Below are 23,185 nucleotides of genomic sequence, written 5' to 3'. Positions count from 1 at the left end.
CTTTGGGGTGTCAGTCGACGATGTCGATCGTCACCGGGCTGCCTTCAAGCAGCGAGAGCTGCTCCTCGGTGGCGGTGTAGGTGCCGAGGTGGAGGGTGGCATCGGAGTATCCGATTCCGGTCGCGTCGTAGTAGAACCCGAGGTTGCCCCACGACGTGTAATAGATGAGGTCGCCGTTCTCAGGGTCCGAGCCCGGCGAGCCCTCGTGATTCAGCTCGCGCGGAAGATAGGCGATCTTCTCCGCACCGGCGAACTCTTCGACGTCCAGCTCGAGCGGGAGCATCGAGAGGAAGTCGCGGACGACGGGACTGTCTTCGCCGATCGTCACATCGACGCTGGTGCGGTCGGATGTGAACCGAACGATCGTCCCGACGACCTGATCGGATGCCTGCTGCACGGGCGCAGCTGTCGCAGTGGCCGTCACCGCAGCGTGCGGGGTGGCAATGGGCGTCGAGGTACCCAGCGGCGTGGCGCTCGGCGCCTGCGCGCACGAGGCGAGCGCCGTCGCCAGGAGCACCACTGCGGCTGAGGTGAAGACTCGTTGTGTCATTCTGTCTGCCTTCTCCTCTGTGGTGGGTGGGTGTGGGAATCAGTGGCCCGAGCGGGCGAGCAGTCCGTGGTCTCGTGGCCGGACGCCCTCGGGACGGTCATGGCGATGCCTCAGGAGCAGGCAGGCCGCGGCGGCGAGCAGCACGGTCACGACGGTGACGACTCCCAAAGGGAGGATGCTGAGTGCGCCGGCGACGCCGACGAGCGGGGCGGCGATTCCTCCGAACCCGAATCGGACCATACCGAGCAGGGACGATGCGGTTCCGGCCATCTGGGGGTAGTCGGAGAGCGCCAGCGTGGTCGCCGGGGGCGCGGTGATTGCCACGCCGCTCGACAGCGCGAGCAGCGAGACGATGACGATCCACAGCGGCATCAGCATCAGCCCTGCGAGGAGAAGCCCGACGGCTCCCAGCCCGGTGACGACGATTCCGACTGCGAGAGTGCCCGGGATGCTCCAGCGCTCCGCGGTGCGCCCGGCGAGGTATCCGAAGACCATGTGTCCTGCGGAGTTGAGCCCGAAAGCTGCTGCGTACCACTGCGGCGTGAGCCCATAGATGTCCTGCAGCACGAAGGTCGAGCCCGCGAGATAGGCGAAAAGCGCCGCGTAGAGGAAACCCTGGTTCAGCACCGCGCCGAGGAACACGCGGTCGCTCAGAAGAGTGCGATAGGCGTGCAGGGTCTCTCCGAACCCGCCACGGGTGCGCAGCTCGGCCGGAAGCGTCTCTCCGAACACCAGGAGGGTGATGACGAGGATCACCACCCCGATCGCGGCGAGGAAGACGAACAGTCCCCGCCAATCGGTGAAAGTGTTCAACAGACCGCCGAGCAGCGGCCCGACGATGGCCGCGAACCCGCCGATGACGGTGAGTCGGCCGTAGAAGCGGATGAGGGCCTTGCCCTCGAAGACGTCGCGACCGGCGGCGGTGGCGATCACGATTCCGACGCCGCCGGCGAGGCCCTGCACGAGGCGAGCCAGGATCAGCATCTCGATCGACGGGCTCAGCGCGCACAGCACCGAGGTCAGGATGTACGCCACGATCCCGATCAGGAGGATCCCCCGACGCCCGAACCTGTCTGACAGAGGGCCGGCGATCAGCTGCCCTGCGGCGAGGCCGATCAGGCAGGCGGTCACCGTCAACTGCGCGACCGAGGTGACCGCACCGAGCTCAGCGGACAGTGCGGGAAGGGCAGGAAGGTAGAGGTCCATCGAGATCGGTCCGAAGACCGTCAACAGCAGAAGCACGGACGGCAACAGGCGGCGGCCGGTGCTCTGAACGGGTGAGGACGAGGAATGCATGCTTCCATCGTCAGCCCTGCCTGGGGAGCGAGGGAGTCCCTGACAAAGGGTGTACCGACAGGGCATTCCTCGACGGCGGGGCGACGACCTACCCTGACTGACATGGAGAATCGAGAAGAGGTACGCGAGTTCCTCATGACTCGCCGCGCGCGAGTGTCGCCGGAGGCCGTCGGGCTGACAGCCGGGTCGAACCGGCGTGTCGAAGGGCTGCGACGCAGCGAAGTGGCCACGCTTGCCGGAGTCAGCGTGGAGTACTACTCCAAGCTGGAACGCGGTGCGATCGCGGGCGCCTCTGGAGCAGTGCTCGATGCCGTCTCTCGCGCCCTCCAGCTCTCCGACGCCGAGCACGCGCATCTGCTCGATCTGGCGCGCAATGCCGACGGCATCCCCTCCTCCGGTCGTCACCGCCGCCGCAGCGCCAAGCCGGGCCCTCCCCGCCCGAGTCTCGAATGGGCGTTGGCCTCCATCACGGATGCGGTGGCCGTCGTGAGAGATCAGAGACAGAACCTGGTCGCCTTCAACGACCTCGGCCGAGCGTTTTACTCGCCACTGATCGGAGACGGAGGAAGGACGCCGAACTTCGCGCGGTTCCAGTTCCTCGACCCAGCGGCGCACGACTTCTACCCGGACTGGGACGTGTTCGCCGACATGTGCGTCGCCGTGGTCCGCGCCGAAGCGGGCCGCGACCCCCACGATAAGGGCATCCAAGATCTCGTCGGAGAACTCTCCACCCGCAGCGAGGTGTTCCGCGCCCTGTGGGCTGCGCACAACGTGCGCACCCACGGGTCAGGCACCAAGCGGTTCCGTCACCCGGTCGTCGGTGACGTGACCCTCGTATACGAGGAGCTCGCGATCACCGCCGAGCCGGGCCAGGTCCTGCTCATCTACACGGCGGAACCGGGTTCGCCGTCCGCCGAGCGGCTGCGTCTGCTGGCCTCCTGGGCCGCCGAGACCTCTCCGGCGGCACGCCCCGCTGCGACCTGATCGGGGCGCCTCACCAGCCCAGCAGAGCGAGCAGCCCCGTGGCGGCAGCCGCGACAGCTCCCGTCCACAGCACGATCGCGACGATCTGCCACAGGATGACCCACTCCTTGCGCACGCCGGATGCGACGAAGAAGGCAGCCGTGAGCATCGTCGGAAGGGCGATCGGTGCCAGGATGCTGGCGCCGGGGACGCCGAACCTGACCAGCCAGCGCCGCAGCTTGGTGCGCCCCTTCCCCTGTCGCGTCGCGTCATCCTCGTCCGCCGTCGCGGAGCCGGAGACGGAGTCCGCGTCGGATGCCGTCGCCGTGTCGATCGTCGACGTCGCCATTCCCGACCCGCCCACCTCTGCCGCGGACGAGGCCGCCGCCGATCGCGTCGCGCGGCGCGCGACGACGCCGCCGCGGATTCGTGAGCCGAGCAGCACGACAGCGATCACGCAGAGCACGTTGCCTGTGATGGCGGCGAGCGCAGCGACGATCGGGTTGATCCCGGCGATGATGCCGAACGCGGCGGCGCCCTCGCCCTCGATGTACGGGACGGCTGCGACGAGCGCGACCATGACCGGCTGCAGGATCTCGGGAATCTGGTCGATGAAGTCCTGCAACCAGGGATAGGGGTTGTCCATCGGTCGTATCTCCTTCTGTCTGATGCCGCGGACGGATGTGCGCCGCGAATGTCTGAAGGCAGTCAAGACCGTGTGCCCGGGACAGGGTCAAGCACGAGGTCTCCGCTCGCCCCTGCCCCTTGACCCTGTGGTCGGAACATCGTCTTGACTGTGGGCCTACAGGCGATCGCGACGACCGTGACGACAGGTCGCGGTCGCGACGCCGCGGACCGAAGGAGCACCCATGTCGGAAGAACCCCTGATCGTCGAAGACACCCTGCTGCTGCTCTTCCAACCCGATTCGGGCACCATCGCCGGCGAGAACATCCTCTTCTACGTGCTCGGTGGTGCCGTGCTGGCCGACCTGGCGCTCGCCGGCCGGGTTGAGGCGGAGGAGCATGGACTCTTCACCCGGGTGCGCGCGGTCGGCGACGGCGACGCGCCCGACCCGCTCCTCGCGTCGGCTCTGGCGTCGCTGTCGACGAAGCCTCAGGACGTCCAGGCCGTTCTTGCCGGCATCGGCCCCCAGCTTCGCGGCCCGGTCCTCGACCGTGTCGTCGCGCGCGGTGACCTGCACCGCACAGAAGGCAAGGTCCTCGGACTCTTCCCCACGGCCAAGCTCACTCTCGCCAGCGAACGTCGCTCCGACCTCATCCGTAGAGTGCGCGCCGCGCTCATCGACGGAGACGCTCCGGACCCTCGCACCGCAGCGAGCATCGCCCTCCTGTCGGCGAGCGGAACACTCCCCCAGTTCCACGCCGAGATCCCCTGGGGCAGCGACGTCTACACGCGGGCGAAACAGCTCGAGGACGGCGACTGGGGTGCCGCCGCAGCCTCGAGCGCCGTGGTGCGCACGATGAACGCCGTCATCATGAACACGGTGATCGCGGCGACGGTGATTCCTCGTCTGTGAATCGGGGTGCCCGGAGTCGTGGCCCCCGCGCTCAGCCGTCGGCGATCATCGCCAGCGCGATGACATGCGCTCGAGCGATCACATCGAGCTGGGCGGGGTTGTAGAGCGCAGCGACCGACTCCGCGACCGCCTCCCACGTCATCTGCGGTCGCCCCCGGTGATGCGCCAGCGGATCCTGCAGCCACGGATAGGTCGTCAGATCATGGGCGAGTCCGACCGCATACCTCTCCGCCATGCGGATGCGCATCTGCTCGTCGGCATCCGGCGGCAGCGCATCGAAGTCGAGGCGCACGTCGGCCGGATCGGCTTCCAGCATCATTCGGAGGTCCTGCATGGCCTCGTCGTCGTAGACCTGGGAGTAGATGAGCATCAGCGACCGTTCGGTATCGGTGAGGCGTGCGGTGAGGTTCTTGAAACCCCGAGGCAGATCCGTCGTCGTCGCGCCGTCGATGATCGTGCGGATCTCCACCCGTGCCTGCTGCAGACGTTCGATCGTGACGGCGAGCTCGGCGTCGATGTCCTCCAGCGCGGCGAGGGCACGATCGTCACCGGCGGCGACACGATCGACCTGATCGAGGGGAACCCCGAGTTCGCGCAGACGACGGATGCGGAGCAGCTGCACGAGATGACTCACCTCATAGCTCTTGTACCCGTTCGACGACCTGCTCGGCTGCTCGAGCAGGCCCACCTGGTGATAGTGCCGCACGGTGTTCACCGTGGTTCCGGCGAGGTCGGCGACCTCTCTCGTGCTCCACGCCATGAAGAGCCCTTTCTTCCGCGGACGTCTACTGAGTCATTCTCGCTCGATCGCGAGCAATCCGACGTCAGTTGTGTCGACGCGGGCGCAGGTCCGCACGCAGATCTCACGAGCAGCGCTCGGAGCAGAAGAAGCGCCTGAGGCATCTGGCAATGCCGTGAGAATCGGCGGGGGATGCGCCGCCGCGCCGATAGCGTCGAAGCATGGATATCGACACCACACGACCCCGCGCTCGCAGTGCACGCATCCTCTCTCCCCTGTTCGGGATGGCCGTCACCGGTGCGCTTCTGGCCGGGTGCGCGGCTCCCGCTTCGCCGACCCCGACGGTCACGCAGACCGTGACGGCATCCGCCGATCCCGCCCCGAGTTCATCACCCAGCGCGTCGCCCAGCGCGTCGGCCCCGGCCGCAGACGTCAGCCCGTCGGGCATCGGAGATGTCGAGTTGGGTACGCCCTACGACGACGCAGCGGCGGGCGCGGGGGCGACTCCGGTCGAAGCCTGCCCATGGCTCGCGTCCGCTGAGGCCGACGGATACACGTTCATCCTCCAGCGCGCCGAACCCCCGGAACAGGACCCGGCGGTCGTCGACCTCGTGCAGGTCTCCGCCTCTCCCGCCGACCTCGAAGGCGGGTCGCCCATCGGACCGCTGACGGCCGAGGGGATCGGTGTCGGTTCCCGGGTGGACCAGGCCCTGGCCGAGTACCCCGACGCGGCGGAGATCGAGAGCGTCGGCGATCGCCGGCATCTCGCGATCGAGTCGGAGGCCGGCATCGGTTCCGTCTTCCTGACCTACACGGCCGGAGTCGACACCATCTGGGCGGTGACGGCGACGACCCTCGAAGAGCCACCGTACGAATCCTGCGGCTGAGCGCGGCGCTCCGTCATCTGGCCCCCGCACCGTGGAGCACTCCGCTCGCATACGTTACTCGCAGAGTCATCGACGCCCTCACCTGAGAAGGATCGCCACAACGATCACGGATTCTCGACATCTCCACACGCGGTCGTTCTCTCGGCGAGGCTCGGGGGCACCCTGACGGTCGACACCCCGGCGAGGCTCAGCGTGCGGGCCGACACGACGGCACGGCCCGCAGATGCTGCGGGCCGTGCCGACTTCCCTGACTCTCTGATCCCTGCGTCGACTACTTGATCGACCCCCGGGTGACTCCGGAGATGACCCACCGCTGCGAGAAGATGTAGACGATCAGCAGCGGTGCCATGGCCATCAGGTATGAGGCGAAGGCGGTCGTGTAGTCGGTGTTGTACTGGCCCTGGAACACGTACTGGGCCAGCGGGATGGTGCGCGCACCGGGGTCGGTGAGCACCACGAGCGGCATGATGAAGTCGTTCCACGCCCACACGCAGGTGAGGATGCCGACGGTGGCGTTCATCGGGGTCAACAGGGGGAACACGATCTGCCAGAACACCCGCCACGTGGATGCTCCGTCGACGCGGGCCGCCTCTTCGAGCTCGATCGGGATCGAGCGGATGTAGGCGCTGTAGATGAAGACGTTCAGCGAGATTCCGAAGATCGTGTAGAGCACGATCATGCCGACCTGGTTGTCGAGCCCGAGGAGCGATGTCTGCTTGACCAGCGGCAGCATGATGATCGGGAACGGGATGAACAGCGCGGCGAGGAAGTAGAAGAACACGCCCTTGAAGAACGGTCGGTGGCTGTTGCGTGCCAGCGCGTAGGCCACCACCGAGCTGGTCAGCAGGGTGAAGACGACCGCTCCGACCGTGATCAGCGCGGTGTTGAGCAGCGCCTGCGGGAATGCGGTCCGCGCCCACGCATCCGCGAAGTTCTCCCACCGGATCGGATTCGGCCACTCGAACCCGTTGCCGGCGGCCAGCTGCTCGGGCGTCTTGAGCGCGACGGCGACCGCGAGGTAGAGCGGGATGATCACGGTGAGCGAGCAGACGGCGATGAGCGCGGTGGCCCACCAGTTCGTCTTGCGGGTGTCGTCGTTCTCGGCGGCGCGACGTGCACGCCATCCCGGGCGGGGCGTCGTCGCCTCGGCTTCGGCGAGGATCGTGGTTGCGGTGGTCATCAGATATCGGCCTCTCTGCGCTGAAGGACCCGGAACTGCAGGAGCGAGACGATCGTGATCACGATGAAGAAGATCACGGCGTTCGCGGTCTGGTAGGCGAACTCCCCGCCGGAGAATCCGCCGCGGAAGACGAGCAGGGTGACCGATTCGGTCGACGTGCCCGGCCCTCCGTTGGTGAGGGCGACGATCGGGTCGAAGACCTGCAGGAAGCCCTTGAGGCTCAGCACGACGTTGATCGTGAAGAACGCGCTGATGAGCGGGAAGGTGATGGATCCGAACTGACGCCACGACGAGGCACCATCGAGAGATGCGGCCTCGTACAGCTCGCTCGGGATCGTCTGCAGCCCCGAGAGGTAGATGATGATCGAGAACGCGCAGGCCTGCCAGACCGCGAGTGCGACGATCGCCGTCCATGCCCAGTCGGGGTTGGTGAGGATGTTGTCGCGGAAGAGTGGGATGCCCGAGAGGATCTTCGGCAGCGAGTTCGAGAACAGGAACTGGAAGACGTAGCCGATCACGAGGATCGCCAGCACGTAGGGAACGAAGTAGACGCCGCGCCAGAAGTTCCGCGCGCGGATCTTGGCGTTGAGACCCATGGCGATCGACAGCGAGATCACGTTCGTGAGGATCGTGGCGACGATGGCGAACAGGAACGAGAACCCGTAGGCCTTCAGGACACGGTCATCCTTGAAGAGGTTGAGGTAGTTCGAGATGCCGACGAAGTTCCAGTCGCCGTAGCCCGCGTAGTTCGTGAAGCTGAAGAAGATGCCCACGATGACGGGGATGGTGTGGAACGCCGCGAACGCGATGACGGCGGGCCAGACCATCCAGTAGTACGCCGGCAGGGCGCGGGAGCTCGCGGTGCGGACGCGCCGCGCTCGCTTCGTGCCCTCAGGCCCGGGGGTCGTGGCACGCACAGCGCTGGTCAGAGTGCTCATTCGTCTTCTCCCGTCACGGGGATGGTGCGGGCCGCGACTTTTCGCCACTCGCTGTCGAGGGTCGACAGCGCCGCATCGGCGTCACCGTCGAAGAGGAACTGCTGCACGATCGCGACCAGCGGGATGCTCGGCGGCACCTGGTGATCGATGAACCCGGTGATCTTGCCCTCGTCGAAGTACGGCTTGACCGACTGCAGAGCAGGATCGTCACTCAGCTCGGCGCCCGTCACGGACGGGATCATGTTCTGGGAGGCGGCGAATTCCTCGATCACCCCGACATCGAACAGGTACTCGATGAAGCGCAGCGCCTCCTCGCGATGAGGGGTGTCCTTCGCCATGGTCACGACGACGTCGACTCCGGAGACCAGCAGGCGATCATCCGGATCGTCGGCCGCCGGGTACGGGAAGATCGCCGCGTTGAGGTCGGGGTTGATCGCCTTCACCGGGTTGAGCGCCCAGATCCCCTGCAGCAGCATCGCCGACTCGCCGCGGGCGAACGCCGCATTCCCGTCGTCGTACGTGCGACCACGGTAGCCCTCCTGCATATAGGAGAAGAGTTCGGCCTGCTGAGCCATGACCTCGGGGAAGTCGTTCTCGAACGACACGGCGGAATCCGCACCGACGTCCTCCCCCTCAGCCCTCATGTCATCGAAGAAGCCGTCCTGTGAGGCGTAGGCCCCCAGGGCGTTCCACGACGGCATCCCCGTCCATGAGTCGGCGAGGGTGCCGTAGAACGGTGTGATGCCCGCCGCCACGAGGGCGTCGCAGACGGCGATGAACTCATCCCACGTCTCGGGCACCTCGAGCCCCTGCTCCGCGAAGATGTCCTGGTTGTAGATCACGCCGTTGGCGTTGTTGACGTAGCCGAGCCCGTTGACCTCGCCCTGCTTGGTGCCGAGGTCGGCGAGGATCTCCTGCACCGCGGGGTTGATGGTCTGCAGCACCGGTTCATCCGAGAAGTCGTAGAAGACGCCCGCCTCCGACAGGTCTCCGAATCCGCCGTTCGCGTTCAGGGTGATGACGTCGGGCGCCTTGTCCTTCACGAGGAGTGTGCGGATGAGGGTCTCGGAATCGGCGACCTGGTTCTGCACGACGCGGATGTCGGGATTCTCGGCCTCGAAATCCGCGATGATCGCGTTGAAGTCCTCGAGCGCCTCTCCCTTGAACTGGAAGAAGCTCAGGGTGGTGATGCCGTCGTTCGGCGACGACGCGCATCCGCCCAATGCCACGACGGTGCCGAGGGCAGCCGCCATGGCTCCTACGCGGACCGACTTTCGATGTCTGATTCTCATGTGTGCGCCTCCTTGCGCGGGGAACTGCTCGGTTGTCAGTGCTGTGAAACGATCTCGACGACGGTCGCCTGCTGAGGGAACTGCACGGGCGGTCGAACCCCGATGCTCCCGAGCTCACGGCCGGTCATGGTGACCGGCTCCTCCGCCCACGCGAGCGACGACTGCGCAGGATCGTGCGCAGGACGCGAGAGGATGCGGAGTGCGTACGAGCGCGCAGGGTCGAGCCCCGGGAACCGGACGCGCCCCGCCGGGTAGGCGGCGCTCGTCGCGACCTGCGTGATGGTGAACACGGCGGACTGGGCGTCGTCGGCGACGATTCCTCGGACGTCGATGCCCGGCTCGGCGCCGTCGACGTGGATGACGGTGCCGTCGGCGATCAACGGACGCAGCCGTTTCGCGAGAGCGATCCAGGCGGCGACGCGCTCCCGGGTCTGCTCGTCGGCCGAGGTGAGATCCCATTCGACGCCGAAGTGGCCGAGAAGCGCGACGGCGGCGCTCAGCTCAAGCGAGACCGTGCGCCCGGACGAGTGCACGACGGGACTCGTGAGGTGCATGCCCATCATCTCGGGTGGCACGACGAGGCCGGTGTAGCGCTGGTTCTCGAGCCGCTCGATCGGATCGAGACTGTCGCTGGTCCAGATGCGGTCGGTGCGGTCGAGGATGCCGAGGTCGACCCGAGCACCGCCCGATGCGCAACTCTCGATCTCGAGGTCGGGGTGGGCGGCCTTCAGCTCGTCGAGCAGTCGGTAGAGAGCGAGCGTGTGCTCGCGCACCCGCGGCGATCCCCCGGGCCCGCTGCCCGCATCGACGAGGTCCCGGTTGTGATCCCACTTGAGATAGGCGATCGGGTACTCGGCCAGGAGCGCGAGAAGGCTATCCGCGATGTGCCGGTAGGCCTCGGGATTCGCGAGGTCGAGCACCTGCTGCTGCCGTGCGGACGGCGGTAGAGACGACCGGCCTTGAAGGATCCAGTCGGGATGCGCGCGGGCGAGGTCGCTGTCGGGGTTCACCATCTCGGGCTCCACCCAGAGACCGAATTCCATGCCGAGATCGTTGACCTTGCAGACGAGAGGATGCAGACCGTCGGGCCAGACCCCGGCATCCACCTGCCAGTCGCCGAGTCCTCGGGTGTCGTCACGTCGCCCGGTGAACCACCCGTCGTCGAGCACGAACCGTTCGATCCCGACCTCGGCAGCGGCATCGGCGAGAGCCGATAGCCGATCGAAGTCGTGGTCGAAGTAGACGGCTTCCCACGTGTTCAGAGTGACTGGACGCGCACGGCGCGGATGCTGCGGGCGGTCCCGCCACTCGGCGTGGAAGCGCCGCGAGAGCTGGTTGAGACCGTCACCCCACGAGCCGATCACCCAGGGCGATGACACGGACGCTCCGGGGGCGATCATGACCTCGCCCGGTGCGAAGAGTTCACCGCCGGCGAGGAAGGCATCGCCGGTCACGACCCGCTCCGCGAGGACACGGTGATTTCCGCTCCACGCGACGTGGATGCCGTGCACCCGACCGGACTCGAACCCGAAGCCGGGCCGCCCCGCGGCCAGCAGCACCGTCGCGTCTGCCCCCGGACGCCCCCTCCGGCTCTCCCGCAGGTGCGTGCCCAGAGTGAAGACGTGCCGCTGAGCGCTGCGCTCGCGAAGATGGTGACCGGTGGTGTCGAGCAGTTCCGTGGCATCCCCTGGTGTGGGGAAGGCGAGCTGCAGAGCATCGAGGGAGTAGGCGCCATCGCCGCTGTTGCTCACGGTCATGCGCTGATGGAGAAGCCCGGCTACGCCGACTTCGACGTCCCAGCGGAGGTGGATCCCCGCTTCCGCGTCCTCCAGCTCGACCGTGGCGGCGTGGTGTTCGACGCGCACCTCGACGACCTCGGGCTTGATGCTGAAGCCGACGCCTGCACGGTGCCCCTCGATGGTCGGCGTGCCGAGCCAGCCCGATGCCTCGGTGGCGACGGCGCCGAGTCGCGGCGTGCGGTCGAGACCGCCGGACACTCGCTGCGGGCGGGCGGCGACGGCGAGGCTGCGCAACGTCGCCGGAGTCGAGTCGAGCAGCTCCTCGCCCCAGTGGACGATGACGGGCACCTCTTCGGACTCGAGGTCGATGACGACACTCGTCCCACCGCGGTGGAGGTGGATCACGCGATCGTGGGCGGCCGGGGACTCGAGATCATCCATCACGCTCTCCTGCAGAGCCTCATTGCTGAAATGCATGGATTAGTTCTATCACGAAAGTAAAGGGCTGCCAAGAGCGACTTCAGGACCGGATAGCGCGCGACAAGGCGCCCTTTTACTGCCAGAATGGAAGCAACGAGGAGGTGACCGTGCTCACAGAGAGTGAAACCGCGCTCGCTGAAGCGGTGCTGATCCACGGCCCCATCTCCCGCTCTGCTCTCACGACCCGGTTGGGGCTCTCCGCCGCGAGCCTCACCCGCCTGGCGAAGCCGTTCCTCGACACCGGTCTCCTCGTCGAACTCGACGACGTCGTCGACGGATCCGTCGGCCGACCGACACGGCCGCTCGACATCGCCCCCGATCGGGGCTTCTTCATCGGCATCAAGCTCACCGGCGACACTCTGCACGCGGTTCTCACCGACGTCCGCGCGACCCTCGTCGCGTCATCGACGCGTCCTCTCACCGCCGCCGATCCGTCGAGCGTCGTCTCCGACATCCGGGCGGCGATCGAAGATTTCGATGGCGACATCCGCGGCATCGGCGTCAGCCTCGGCGGCTCGGTCGACGACGGCGTCGTCGAGTTCGCACCGTTCCTCGACTGGCGCGGAGTGCCGTTCGCCGCAATGCTCGCCGAGGCGACCGGACTGCCCGTCACCGTCGAGAACGACCTCGTCGCGCTCGCGGAGGCCGAGCGGTGGTTCGGCATGGGCCGCGGCCTGCCCGGGTTCTCGGTGATCACGATCGGCGAGGGCATCGGCTACGCGGTCGTCGCGCACAACGAGGTCGTGCGCACCCGCGAGGTCGGCGCGGGCCTCGGCGGACACATCCCTCTCGCAGCCAACGGGCCCCTCTGCGACCGAGGGCACCGCGGGTGCGCGCAGGCCATGCTCACCTCCGGATCGATCACCGCCCAGGTCTCCGGTGCCCTGCGGAGACCGATCGAGTACGAGGAGTTCCTGGCGCTCGCCGCCGGCGGAGACCCGGCGGCGACAGCAGTGGCGGATGCGGCCGGCGAAGCGCTCGGCCGATTCATCGCCCTCGCTGCGAACCTCACGATGCAGCCGGCCGCGGTTCTCGCCGGCGACGGCATCGGGCTGTTCAGCGTCGCAGAAGCATCCATCCGGCGAGCCATCGCCACTGACCGCGACCCTCTCGCGGATCCCATCGAGCTCTACATCGACGAACCCGGTTTCACCGCCTGGGCCCGAGGCGCCGCCGCGGTGGCGATCCAGTCAGCGATCGCGACCTTGTCGTTCTCCTCCTGACCGTCAGTCAACGGGAGCGAGGATTTGCTCCCGTTGACGCCACGGACCCGAACCGGGCTGTCACGCGGGGTACTTTCCGACTAGATCCCCGTGTTCCCTCTCCGGCGCCGCAGCAGGAGGAAGACTGCACCTGCGACTAGGAGCAAGCCCGCTGCGGCGGCTGCGGGAGCTGCGATGTCCGAACCGCTGTACGCGAGCGCGCCACTGCGTCGGTCCCGCTCAGTCTCGAGACCCGGTAGAATATGGCTCTGAAAACATTTCTGAGAGGAGGCGACATGACGAACGCATCAGTTCTCTTGCGCGCCGCTCGAAAGAGCCGCGGCCTCACACAGAAGGATCTCGCCCAACGGACCAACGTCGACCAGGGCCGAGTCTCGCGATTCGAAAGCGGTCGCGAGGCCGAATTCAGCACCATCGAGCGCTTCCTCAGCGGCACCGGCCACCGACTGTATTCCGCACCCACGCGGCGGGACGACGCGGCGACCATCGCCGCAGCGATCCGTAGGTACCTGCGTGCGGGCGACAAGTACAGTGCTCTTCGCGAGCTCATCCAGTTGAGTGACAACCTCGACTCCGAACACGGCCTTGTACGCGGGGTCCTCGGCCTCGCCGAGCCGGAGCCGACTGGTGACCGCGCGTGGGATGCGGCCCTTGCAGCACTCGTGGATCTTCGTCTCAGCGAGGAGGGACTCCCCTCTCCCGCATGGGTTGACGCTCCGAACAGACAGCTCCGGGCGCCTCGAACCCTGGACGTCGATCCTGCGGACCCGATCCCGGCACCCGAGGATGTCCCCGCCGAGTTCCTCGAGCGTGGCGTCCTTGTCTGGCGAGACACTCTGGTGAGCGTCTGATGGGCGACTCGCTTGATCGCGACGACATCATCTCCGGCCTCCGTGACCTCGTCGGTGAGCTCCACACGGCCGGTGAAGTCACGGGCATACGCCTCGTCGGCGGTGCCGCGCTCGTCATCAGGTACTTCGACCGGCGCGCCACTGGAGACCTCGATTCTCTTCACATTCACCCCGGAAGCGATGACGCCGTCCTCGCCGCAGCCGAGCGTGTGGCGGATCGACGAGGATGGAGCGCCGGCTGGTTCAACTTCGCTGTGGAGAACGCAGACTCGGTGCCCACGTTCGGGCGGCGACCCGTCGAGTGAGAGACGATCTACGACCGCGACAGCGTTGTCGTCCAAGTCGCCTCGAAGGAGGCGCTCCTCGCCATGAAGCTCCGCGCCAATCGCCCGGGGCGCGACGTGGACGACATCCGCCAACTGCTCGCCCTGTGCAGCCTCGCCACGCTGGCGGAGGTCGAGGCACTACGAGGACTTCTATCCCGGTGACGGCCTCACCGCCCGCGCTATCGGCATGGTCGAGCGAATCCTCGACGGCGGATTGCCGACAGTGGTTCCCTCGCCCGGACCAATCGACCTCTGATGTCACGGCGGGCGACGGCGTTCTCAGCGAAGGGTTTCAACACGGTTGAGCATCTCCACGTACTCGGCAACGAGAGCAGCCCGCGAGGCGGACCGTTTGAGGTTGGTGACATCGCGTGACCCGCGGGCGAGCCTCGAGTTACGGAACCCACTCCGTGGACCAGTAATCGACCACGAGGTTCAGGACACTGCCCGCTGGCCGAGCCGACACCCACACGGTGCGCGGATCCCAGAATGTACCCGGTACCGACATCTGCGGGGTGGCCCCCATCTGCTCAGCGAGCGCTTCCGGCGACTGCCCCGCAGGTGGCCGCACTGTGAACGTGACAGAGCATCCTCCGCTTCCGCAGCCGATGCTGTCGCCCATGATCTCTGCCCCCTCCGGCAGCGGCACCGAGGACGCCGGCGGGACATCGCCCTCAGTAGCCATCATGGACAGCCAGGCGACGCGTCCGCCGTACAACAGCGCCAGCAGCAGCGCCGCGATGACGAGCGCGATCCACATCGCTCGCCGACGCCTGATTGCTCCTTCGTTCGCGACCCACGCGGCGTGATCGAAGGGCTGAGCCGATTCCATGCCGTGAGCCTACTGGGCGAGAGGCGCCCGACCGGGGGCCTCTCAGCTTCGGCATCAAGTCCGCGTGTCAGGCCGTTCCTCCGCGCCAGCACTGGAAACGCGCACTCCCCTGCTCAGCTCCTTCTTACTTCCCTGTCTGGCCGTTTCCCGACGATAAGACCACTTATCGCAGCTATCCGGCGCAGCCCACCTCACCCCGAGCTCGACGAAACGCTGAACGAGATCGCCCCGGCAGCAGGCTGATCCACCGCTGGCCGCAGAGAGGGGATGCCGGGAGCTTTCGCCTCCGGCATCCCCTCGGTTGCTGCTACTTTTGCGGCTGTCGAGGCCTGTGCGTCACGTCGCAGGATAGGGGTGTTCGGCGCCGTCTCGCCGGGTATAGATGTCCCAGTAGTGCTCGGCGATGGTGTCGGCCTGGCTTTCGGGGCCAGCGGCACCGATCCAGGTGGAGATCGGCACGTGCGCCGCGTACACACCGGTGCCGGCGGTGACCTGGCGCCACCAGATCAACGCACGTAGATCCTCTCCATCGGTCACACTCGCCGTGATCCTGAACGCAGACAAGAGGCCGCGCCTCCTAACCGAGCCTGCGGATGGTGAGTCCCCGGAACGTGCTCGTCCCCTCATGCGAATACAAGCGAATGCGGTTGTCGCCTTCCAGTGGGAAGACGCGGTGGGAGTGCACAGCGCGGCCGTCTCCGATGAACATCTCGACGCTCGTGCGGTCGACGAGGATGCGCAGGTTGAGTCGTCCGGTCGACGGATCGAACGGAGTCTGCGTCTCCCCACCCGTCGGGTTGATCGTGGGACGCCGGTTGACGTAGGCAAAAGGACCGGGAAGGTACGCTCCGACAGCGACGTGGCGCCCACCGCCGGGTGCGCGGCACACCTCGAAGCCGACGTTCGCCGGCGGGGAGGCGGGATTCCAGACGATCTCGCAGGAGATGTCGTACGCCAGCTCTTGAAGATCGAGGTCTCGGGTACCTGTGACCTCGACGTCACCCAGGCTGTGCGTGCGCTTCACTCGGTCAGCGAGTGCGGCGGTGGGGACGGAAGCGAGATAGTACCCGCCAGCCCCGCGCTTCAGTCGGACGTCCCGGGCGATCATGTCATCGCCGTTGTAACCGTCCGTGGCAAGGGTGGGGGTGTTGTGCGGGTAGTCCCAGAAGTTCGCCCAACCGATCGCGCGCCGCAGGGTCGGATCCTCCGCTCCTGTCCGGTCGTGGTTCGGGTACGTCACCGCGCCGTAGAAGTCGAAGCCGTAGTCGAGCCATTCCGGTTCCTCGCGGTCGGTGACGAAAGACACGCCGTCGAAGCGCCCCGTCCAGTAGGCGTAGGTGGCCGGAAGGCCGCGCCCTTTGCCGTTCGCGCTGGTGCCGAGGATCCAGTGGGAGGTTCCATCGTCCGCCGTCATCCGGAAGATGTCCGGACATTCTAGAAGGCCGAGGTCGGTGCGCACGAACTCCCCCACCCGCGTCCAGGAGCGCAGGTCGGCGGACGCGTAGAAGCCGATCTTCTGCCCCTCCGCATTGGCCATGAACCACCGGCTCCGGTCGGAGTCCCAGATCACCTTGGGGTCTCGGAAGTCCGGCGTTCCGGGATTCGCGAGCACCGGTGCCGTGCCACCCGGGCGGAAGGAGCGACCACGGTCTGTCGAATACCAGAGGTACTGCGCCTGTCGCCCCTCCGGAGCCTGCGTGACGAGGGCGATGACGGCACCGGCACCGTATCCCGCCGTGTTCTGCTCGTCGACGACCAGCGATCCCGACCAGCAGTCGCCGTTGGCATCGCTGAACTTCGGGATCGCCTCGCCGCGGTCGCGGAACTCGACATGGTCACGGGTCGTCGCGCGGCGCCACGACGTGCCGACTCCGCCCTCGAGGTAGTCGGCGTTGTAGAGGTAGTAGTAGTGGTACTCGCCGTCGAGGTAGATCGGCCGCTGGGGGTCGTTCTTCCAGTTGTCGGGCACGCTGAAGTGGTATGTCGGTCGCATGCGCGATCGTCCTTTCGAAGAGGGGCCTCCCGCTGCGGAAGGATTCGCGGGAGCGAGTGTCGAGGCGACGGCGGATTCACCGCCCACCAGGGCGAGCGAGCCGCCGATCGCGGCGGCCCCCGCCCCTGCGAGGAGTGCGCGGCGGGAGAGCGCGTGAGGAGTGTCCATGATCACCTTCCGTTGAGGGCAGCATCGGCGCTGCCGTTAGGGGTGCGCGACGGCAGGCGCTCGCCCGCCGATCGCGTCGAACGACGGCAGCGCGGCCGTCGCAAGATCCGTCGCCCAGGGCAGGTCCGCTCCGGCCCTGGACACCGTGATCGCCGCGGCCCCGGCAGCGCGGACGCCGAGGACCTCGATCGTCGACCGGTCGAGAGGACGATCCGCGGCCAGCAGGTCTGCGATGAGCGAGCTCATATAGGTGTCGCCGGCGCCGATCGTGTCCGTGACCGGCACGGCGGCCGCGGCGACGGAGACGGCGATGCCCTGAGCGACGAGGAGGGCACCATCGGCGCCGAGGGTTGTCACGACCAACCGCGGGCCCAGGGCACTCACCCGCTCGCCTACCTCGGTCGGCGACAGCCGCGGATACAGCCACTCGGCATCCTCATCGCTCATCTTCACGACGTCCGCCCGAGAGGCCAGCTCCTCGAAGTCCGCGATCGTCTCGGCATGGGTGCCCAGCAAAGCAGGGCGGATGTTCGGGTCGAACGTGACGAGACGCGCATCGAGCCGATCCAGGTGCGCGAGAACGGTCGCGCGACCCGGCGAGAGGAAGGCGCCGATCGATCCGGTGTGCACGAGTGCGGGGGCGACCGCCAGCGGCGCCGCCCCGGGATTCCACTGCACGTCGAAGAGGTACGACGCCGAACCGTCTTCGCGCATGGTCGCGGTCGCAGTGGAGGTGGGGCGATCGGAGAAGGATCCGGTCAGCACGCGCACACCCGACCGCTCCAGGTGGTGCACGATCCGGCTCCCTCGCGCGTCGCGTCCGAGGTCGGTCAGCAGTGCGACGTCGAGGCCCCGGCGTCCGAGCCCCAGGGCGACATTGGCAGGGCTTCCGCCCGGATGCTCCGTCGTCGACGTGCCGTCGTCGACGACGTCGACGAGTGCCTCGCCGATGACGAGGGCATCGAGCGATCCGGCCGCCGCGCCGGTCATCGGCGATCCAGATCGGTGACCACCAGCGAGTCGATCGACGCCCCGGGGCGACTCGCCGCGATGCGGACGCCGACCCGCTCGTCCGTGGTCACGATCTGCTCGCTGAACGTGACCGCGCCCCCGTCGGCGAACACCTCGACCGAAGTGCTGTCGACCCAGACGTCGAGGTCGAGAACGCCGTCGCGCACCTCCACGGGCGCCGACGAGGTGAGCCCGTAGTCGGCCGAGAACGACGTGTTCGACGCGCCGGAGCGGTCCACGCTCAGTACGCCGTCGGCGTACCGCACGACGATGGCATCGCCCGGCTCCGCTCCGGCACGGACGTGCAGCTCGACCTCCGCCTCAGCGGGACGGATCGCGAGCTCGATGCGCAGCGCGGCTCCCTGCGCCTCCCGCGGCAGCTCGAATCCGCCCACGGGGGCGGGGGTGTGCTCGCACGAGAAGGCGGCCGGACGGTCGACCTCGACGGCGGGCCGCTGCAGCAGCACATCTCCGCGGAGCGAGAGCCGACGCGGCAGCGCCATGCTGCCGCGCCACGGGTGCGTGGGAACCTCGCGCGCGTACGCCCAGTTGCTGAGCCAGGCGAGCATCACCGGTTCTTCCAGACCGCTGAAGGTGACCCCGGCGTAGTAGTCGTGCCCGTGATCGAGCCAGTCCCAGCGCGACGGGGTGAATGCCTCCCCGTCGAAGTCGCCCACGATGTACTGCATGCCCGAGCCGCCGCCCGGATGCCCCGGATTCACCGACAGCGCCAGCACCCACCTGTTCTCCACCGGGAACAGGTCGGGGCACTCCCACATGCCCTCGGGCGCACCGAACGGCCCGAAGACGCTGAGCGGCTGCCAGGCGAGCAGGTCATCGGACCGGAACAGGTGCACCTGCCGGTCGAGCGCCTCCACCGCGACGAGGATCCACTCGCCGCCGTGGCGGAACACCTTCGGGTCGCGGAAGTCCGCGGTGCCGCGGTCGAGGACCACGCCGTGCTTCGTCCACGTGTAGCCGCCGTCCGCGCTGTGGGCGAGCGCCTGCGCCTGGCCGTGATCGGTCGCCGAGGTGTAGAGCGCGATCAGAGGCGCACGGCCGTCGACGCCGAAGCCCGACGAGTTCGTCGCGTCGAACACGACAGAGCCGGAGAAGATCTGCTCGTCGTCGTCGAACCGCAACGCCACGGCGTGCTCCTGCCATGTCCGCAGGTCCCGGCTGGTGGCGTGCCCCCAGCTCATGTTCCCCCAGTCCGCCGACTCGGGGTTGTGCTGGAAGTACAGGTGGTACAGGCCGTCGTGGTGGATGAGGCCGTTCGGGTCGTTCATCCAGTTCTCCGCGGGAGCGAAGTGGGCCTGCGGGCGACTGGTCGCATCGGTGAGGGGCGTCGTCATTGCGTGGTTCTCAGTTCGAAGTCGTGGTGGTCGTCGTGGTGCGGGTCGTCGGGATGGGGATCGCGGCTCTCACTCGACGCCGTCCTGGCTGTACCAGTGCGTCGAGGAGACGAATCGATGCGCCGGCCGCTCCTGCGCCGGCGATCGGCCCTCCGTGATCGTGTGGATCTGCGCGCGGACGCGGGCGCGATCCTCCCGGTCGAAGGGGGTGCGTCGGAGCGGATCGGGGGCGGCTGAGACGAGCAGCCGGGTGTACGGATGCTGCGGCGCGTCCATCACCTCCGCGCTCGCGCCGCCTTCGACGAGCGCTCCACGGAGCATGACGATCGTCGTGTCCGCGACGAAGCGCGCGGAGGCGAGATCGTGCGTGATGTAGAGGATCGAGATGCCGCGCTCGTCGCGGAGGCCCTTCAGCAGCTGCAGCACCCCCATCCGCACCGACACGTCCAGCATCGAGGTGGGCTCGTCGGCGAGGATCACCTTCGGGTTCACCGCCAACGCGCGGGCGATCGCCACCCGCTGACGCTGGCCTCCGGAGAGCTCGTGCGGGTGCCGGTCCAGCAGCGCGGGGTCGAGCTCGACGGAGCGCATCAGGGCCGCGGCCTCCTCGCGTCGCTGTGCGCCGGAGAGGTCGGAGTAGATGGCGAGCGGGCGCTCGAGGAAGTGGCGGATGCGCTTCGTCGGGTTCAGGGATCCGAAGGGATCCTGGAACACCATCTGCACCGTGTTCCGGTATCGCCGCGACGCGCGCCGCGGCTCGTCGCGGAGCACATCGATGCCTTCGACGATCAGGCGTCCGTCGGACGGCTGCTCGAGCCGTGCGAGGATGCGGGCGATCGTGCTCTTGCCGCTGCCGGACTCGCCCACGAGCGCCATGATCTCGCCGGCGTGCAGATCGAAGCTCGCGCCGTCGACGGCTCTGGTGCTGCGGCGCGCGAACATCGATCCGCCCATGAAGTCCTTGGTCACATCGCGGAACGAGACCACGACCTCGCCCGCCGCGGCCGGATCCGACGCGGGTCCGTCCGCGGCCGCGGCCGTCGGTGATGCCGGCGCGGACGGGTCGCGGGTGACGGGCGGGAAGGCGTCGATGAGCTGTCGCGTGTACTCGTGCGTCGGTCGCGCATACACCTCGGCCGAGTCCCCCACCTCCAGCAGAACACCGTGACGCATGATGCCGAGGCGCTGACTGATCTCGACCATCAGCGAGAGGTCGTGCGTGATGAAGAGGATCGCGAACCCGAGGCGGGCCTGCAGCTCCTTGATCTCGTTGATGATCTCCTGCTGCACGACGACGTCGAGCGCCGTGGTGGGCTCGTCCATGATGAGCAGATCGGGCTCGAGGGCCAGGGCGATCGCGATCACCGCACGCTGACGCATGCCCCCGGAGAGCTGATGAGGGTAAGACGTCATGCGGTCGGGGTCGATGCCCACGAGCTCGAGGAGCTGCCGCGCCCGCTCACGCGCCTCCGCTCGCCTCATCTTCCGGTGCGTGGTGAAGACGTCGACGATCTGATCCCCGACCGTCATCACGGGGTTCAGGGAGTTCATCGCGCTCTGGAAGACCATCGAGACGCGATTCCACCGGAACGCGCGCAGCTCCTCCCCGGTCAGATGCTCGATCTCGACATCGCCGCAGCGGATCGACCCGGAGACGATGCGGCCGTTGCCGCCGAGGAGCTTGAGGATGGCGTTCGCGATCGTGCTCTTGCCGCTCCCCGATTCTCCGGCCAGGCCGAAAGTCTCCCCGCGGCGGATGGTGAAGGACACGTTCTCGACGGCGGTGACGGATCGTCCGTTCACCTCGTAGGCGATGGTGAGGTCGCGGACGTCGAGGATGACGTCGGCCGCGTCGGATGCCTGCGCGCCGGTCGCGCGCGCGCTCGGTGTGGTGATCATCGCCGGCGGTCCTTTCTCTTGGTGCGTCCGGCGAGTCGAGGATTGGTGATCTCGTCGACGGCGTAGTTGATGAGGGCGAGCGCGAACGCGACCAGGGCGATGGCGACGCCCGACGGGACGAAGGTCCACCAGGTGCCGCGGATGAGGGAGCCTTCGATGCTGGCCCAGTAGAGGTTGGTGCCCCAGCTGATGGCCGAGACATCGCCGAGGCCGAGGAACTCCAGTCCCGCCTGGGCCCCGATGCCGAAGATCACGCAGGCGAGGAAGGTGCTCATCACGATGGACGCCATGTTGGGCAGCATCTCGCGGAACATGATCGTCAGCGGACGCTCCCCGGTCACGACCGCGGCGTCGGTGTAGTCCTTGCCGCGCAGGGAGAGGGCTTGCGACCGCACAACTCGCGCCGACCCGGCCCACCCGGTGGCCACGAGCACGATGACGATGGTCCCGGGTCCTGGCGGGAGGAACGCCGCGAGGATGATCAGGAGGGGCAGCCCGGGGATCAGCAGGAAGATGTTCGTCACGACCGACAGCACGTCGTCGACGACCCGGCCGAAGAAGGCCGACACCAGACCGACCAGCAGACCGATGAGAGTGGCCAGCGCTCCGACGGTGAACCCGATGCCGAGCGAGCTCTGGGATCCCCAGATCAGAAGCGCGAGGACGTCCTCGCCCTTGGCCGTCGTGCCGAGAAGGTGCGCGAGCGACGGCGCCTCGGAGCCGGCGACCACCGAGGCACGGGGATTGCCCGGTGCCAGCAGCGGCGCGGCCACGGCGACGACGACGAAGATCGCCAGGATGACGAGGCCGATCACGGCACGACGGTCTCTCAGCAGACGCGCGAGCAGGTGGTCGCGGTACACCGGGCTCTTCACCGGGACGCCAGGACGCGAGGTCGTCGCCGTCGAGAGCATGCTCGATCCGGAATTCTGTACGGACATGATTACCTCACTCGCACACGCGGGTCGAGCCGCACGTAGAAGATGTCGATCAGGAAGTTGGCGACCAGCACGGCGCCGGTCAGGGTGAGGAAGATGCCCTGCATGAGCGGGTAGTCCAGAGCCTGCACGGCCCGCAGCAGCTGATAGCCGATGCCGGGGTAGGCGAAGACGACCTCGGTGAGCAGGGCGCCGCCGACCACGAAGCCGATCGACATCCCGAAGGCGGTCACCGAGGGCAGCATGGCGTTGCGGGCCGCGTAGCGGTACATGATCCGCCGCTCGGTCAGGCCCTTCGCCCGCGCCATCGTGATGTAGTCCTCCGCGGCGGTGCCGATCATGGTGTTGCGCATGCCCAGCATCCATCCGCCGATCGAGACCGCCACGATCGTGCCTGCAGGCAGGACGAGGTGCAGCATCAGGTCGCCGATGAACTCCCCGCTGAACGAGGGAACGGTGCCCAGCGTGAACGCCTGACCGATCGGGAACCACTTCAGGGTCACGGCGAACAGGTACAGCGCGATCATCGCGATGAAGAAGTAGGGGAACGACCCGGTGAACACCAGCAGCGGCGGGAAGATGGTGTCCAACGCACCGCCGCGCCGCCAGGCCGCCCAGATGCCGAGCAGGTTGCCGAGGACGAACGAGATCACCAGCGCCGTTCCGCCGAGGAGGATCGTGTAGCCCAGCTGCGCACCGATCACCTGCACGACGGGAGTCGGGAACTGCGAGATCGAGAGGCCGAGGTTGCCGGTGAAGACATCCCCGATGTACTGGATGTACTGCTGCCACACCGGACGGTCGTCGAGACCGAACAGATGCCGGAACTGCGCGACCTGATCGTCCGTCAGGTTCTGCATCTGACCGAGCATGCGACCGACGGGGTCGCCCGGCATCAGCCGTGGGAGCAGGAAGTTGATCGTGAGGGATGCCCAGAACGCGATCAGGTAGTAGCCGAGTCTACGGAGAACGAAAGCCATCAGATGC

Annotated in this window: 23 protein-coding genes; 6 read left to right on the top strand and 17 right to left on the bottom strand. The window is 67.5% G+C overall.

Annotation, left to right across the window (positions count from 1 at the left end; genetic code table 11):
* Positions 1–10: 10 nt before the first annotated feature.
* Both QMA07_RS12275 and QMA07_RS12270 read right to left on the bottom strand, forming a co-directional pair.
* Positions 11–550: a cyclophilin-like fold protein gene (locus QMA07_RS12275; RefSeq protein WP_290162242.1), complete on the bottom strand. Its 540-nt coding sequence runs from the start codon at positions 548–550 to the stop codon at positions 11–13.
* Between the two features lie 39 nt (positions 551–589).
* Positions 590–1,846 carry a multidrug effflux MFS transporter gene (locus tag QMA07_RS12270; protein ID WP_290162240.1) on the bottom strand — a complete coding sequence of 419 codons (1,257 nt, stop codon included), beginning with the start codon at positions 1,844–1,846 and terminating at the stop codon, positions 590–592.
* Positions 1,847–1,948: 102 nt separating this feature from the next.
* On the opposite strand from QMA07_RS12270, the gene QMA07_RS12265 reads away from it, so the two are divergent.
* The gene (locus QMA07_RS12265) at positions 1,949–2,830 is read left to right on the top strand and encodes a helix-turn-helix transcriptional regulator (RefSeq protein WP_290162238.1); all 882 of its coding nucleotides are present in this window, start codon (positions 1,949–1,951) and stop codon (positions 2,828–2,830) included.
* 10 nt (positions 2,831–2,840) lie between these two features.
* Here QMA07_RS12265 and QMA07_RS12260 read toward each other — a convergent pair whose 3' ends face one another.
* Entirely contained in the window at positions 2,841–3,455 is a 615-nt protein-coding gene (locus QMA07_RS12260) for a small multidrug efflux protein (RefSeq protein ID WP_290162236.1), read from the bottom strand.
* A gap of 223 nt (positions 3,456–3,678) precedes the next feature.
* Between QMA07_RS12260 and QMA07_RS12255 the strand changes: the two genes are divergently transcribed.
* Positions 3,679–4,347: a GPP34 family phosphoprotein gene (locus tag QMA07_RS12255; RefSeq protein ID WP_290162234.1), complete on the top strand. Its 669-nt coding sequence runs from the start codon at positions 3,679–3,681 to the stop codon at positions 4,345–4,347.
* 31 nt (positions 4,348–4,378) lie between these two features.
* Here QMA07_RS12255 and QMA07_RS12250 read toward each other — a convergent pair whose 3' ends face one another.
* Positions 4,379–5,107, bottom strand: a complete 729-nt coding sequence (locus QMA07_RS12250; protein ID WP_290162231.1) for a MerR family transcriptional regulator — start codon at positions 5,105–5,107, stop codon at positions 4,379–4,381.
* A gap of 200 nt (positions 5,108–5,307) precedes the next feature.
* Between QMA07_RS12250 and QMA07_RS12245 the strand changes: the two genes are divergently transcribed.
* Entirely contained in the window at positions 5,308–5,973 is a 666-nt protein-coding gene (locus tag QMA07_RS12245) for a hypothetical protein (protein WP_290162229.1), read from the top strand.
* 271 nt (positions 5,974–6,244) lie between these two features.
* Here the strand turns inward: QMA07_RS12245 and QMA07_RS12240 are convergent, their stop codons facing one another.
* From QMA07_RS12240 to QMA07_RS12225, 4 genes are all read right to left on the bottom strand, one after another.
* Positions 6,245–7,153, bottom strand: a complete 909-nt coding sequence (locus tag QMA07_RS12240; RefSeq protein WP_290162226.1) for a carbohydrate ABC transporter permease — start codon at positions 7,151–7,153, stop codon at positions 6,245–6,247.
* Complete coding sequence (locus tag QMA07_RS12235) at positions 7,153–8,091, bottom strand: sugar ABC transporter permease (protein WP_079113516.1); 939 nt, start codon at positions 8,089–8,091, stop codon at positions 7,153–7,155. Before QMA07_RS12235 ends, QMA07_RS12240 begins: the two co-directional genes overlap by 1 nt.
* Positions 8,088–9,344: an ABC transporter substrate-binding protein gene (locus QMA07_RS12230; RefSeq protein ID WP_290162222.1), complete on the bottom strand. Its 1,257-nt coding sequence runs from the start codon at positions 9,342–9,344 to the stop codon at positions 8,088–8,090. The genes QMA07_RS12235 and QMA07_RS12230 overlap by 4 nt, the downstream gene beginning before the upstream one ends.
* Before the next feature lie 74 nt (positions 9,345–9,418).
* On the bottom strand, positions 9,419–11,599 hold the full coding sequence (locus tag QMA07_RS12225; RefSeq protein WP_356762926.1) for an alpha-galactosidase: 2,181 nt from the start codon (positions 11,597–11,599) through the stop codon (positions 9,419–9,421).
* Positions 11,600–11,709: 110 nt separating this feature from the next.
* Between QMA07_RS12225 and QMA07_RS12220 the strand changes: the two genes are divergently transcribed.
* The gene (locus QMA07_RS12220; protein ID WP_290162221.1) at positions 11,710–12,825 is read left to right on the top strand and encodes an ROK family protein; all 1,116 of its coding nucleotides are present in this window, start codon (positions 11,710–11,712) and stop codon (positions 12,823–12,825) included.
* Positions 12,826–12,905: 80 nt separating this feature from the next.
* On the opposite strand, the gene QMA07_RS16965 is transcribed toward QMA07_RS12220, so the two are convergent.
* On the bottom strand, positions 12,906–13,001 hold the full coding sequence (locus QMA07_RS16965; RefSeq protein WP_356762994.1) for an LPXTG cell wall anchor domain-containing protein: 96 nt from the start codon (positions 12,999–13,001) through the stop codon (positions 12,906–12,908).
* 99 nt (positions 13,002–13,100) lie between these two features.
* On the opposite strand from QMA07_RS16965, the gene QMA07_RS12215 reads away from it, so the two are divergent.
* Together QMA07_RS12215 and QMA07_RS12210 are read left to right on the top strand one after the other, a co-directional pair.
* A complete protein-coding gene (locus QMA07_RS12215; RefSeq protein ID WP_290162219.1) occupies positions 13,101–13,676 on the top strand; it encodes a helix-turn-helix transcriptional regulator in 576 nt (191 codons plus the stop codon).
* Entirely contained in the window at positions 13,676–13,981 is a 306-nt protein-coding gene (locus QMA07_RS12210; protein ID WP_290162217.1) for a hypothetical protein, read from the top strand. The genes QMA07_RS12215 and QMA07_RS12210 overlap by 1 nt, the downstream gene beginning before the upstream one ends.
* Before the next feature lie 415 nt (positions 13,982–14,396).
* Here the strand turns inward: QMA07_RS12210 and QMA07_RS12205 are convergent, their stop codons facing one another.
* The 8 genes from QMA07_RS12205 to QMA07_RS12170 all read right to left on the bottom strand — a co-directional run bounded on the left by QMA07_RS12205 (position 14,397) and on the right by QMA07_RS12170 (position 23,178).
* Positions 14,397–14,834, bottom strand: coding sequence for a hypothetical protein (locus QMA07_RS12205; protein ID WP_290162215.1), 438 nt, complete (start codon positions 14,832–14,834; stop codon positions 14,397–14,399).
* Positions 14,835–15,170: 336 nt separating this feature from the next.
* Positions 15,171–15,371 carry a hypothetical protein gene (locus QMA07_RS12200; RefSeq protein WP_290162213.1) on the bottom strand — a complete coding sequence of 67 codons (201 nt, stop codon included), beginning with the start codon at positions 15,369–15,371 and terminating at the stop codon, positions 15,171–15,173.
* 40 nt (positions 15,372–15,411) lie between these two features.
* The gene (locus tag QMA07_RS12195; protein ID WP_356762991.1) at positions 15,412–16,827 is read right to left on the bottom strand and encodes a glycoside hydrolase family 32 protein; all 1,416 of its coding nucleotides are present in this window, start codon (positions 16,825–16,827) and stop codon (positions 15,412–15,414) included.
* Positions 16,828–17,031: 204 nt separating this feature from the next.
* Positions 17,032–17,985, bottom strand: coding sequence for a PfkB family carbohydrate kinase (locus QMA07_RS12190; RefSeq protein WP_290162208.1), 954 nt, complete (start codon positions 17,983–17,985; stop codon positions 17,032–17,034).
* On the bottom strand, positions 17,982–19,361 hold the full coding sequence (locus tag QMA07_RS12185) for a glycoside hydrolase family 32 protein (protein ID WP_290162206.1): 1,380 nt from the start codon (positions 19,359–19,361) through the stop codon (positions 17,982–17,984). The genes QMA07_RS12190 and QMA07_RS12185 overlap by 4 nt, the downstream gene beginning before the upstream one ends.
* A gap of 69 nt (positions 19,362–19,430) precedes the next feature.
* Positions 19,431–21,260: an ABC transporter ATP-binding protein gene (locus tag QMA07_RS12180; RefSeq protein ID WP_290162205.1), complete on the bottom strand. Its 1,830-nt coding sequence runs from the start codon at positions 21,258–21,260 to the stop codon at positions 19,431–19,433.
* Complete coding sequence (locus tag QMA07_RS12175) at positions 21,257–22,201, bottom strand: ABC transporter permease (RefSeq protein ID WP_253384359.1); 945 nt, start codon at positions 22,199–22,201, stop codon at positions 21,257–21,259. The genes QMA07_RS12180 and QMA07_RS12175 overlap by 4 nt, the downstream gene beginning before the upstream one ends.
* Positions 22,202–22,203: 2 nt before the next feature.
* Positions 22,204–23,178: an ABC transporter permease gene (locus tag QMA07_RS12170; RefSeq protein WP_056415664.1), complete on the bottom strand. Its 975-nt coding sequence runs from the start codon at positions 23,176–23,178 to the stop codon at positions 22,204–22,206.
* Positions 23,179–23,185 lie beyond the last annotated feature (7 nt).

This window comes from Microbacterium sp. APC 3901 (assembly GCF_030407765.1).
Taxonomy (GTDB): Bacteria; Actinomycetota; Actinomycetes; order Actinomycetales; family Microbacteriaceae; genus Microbacterium.
This window is presented reverse-complemented; position numbering and strand designations above follow the sequence as displayed.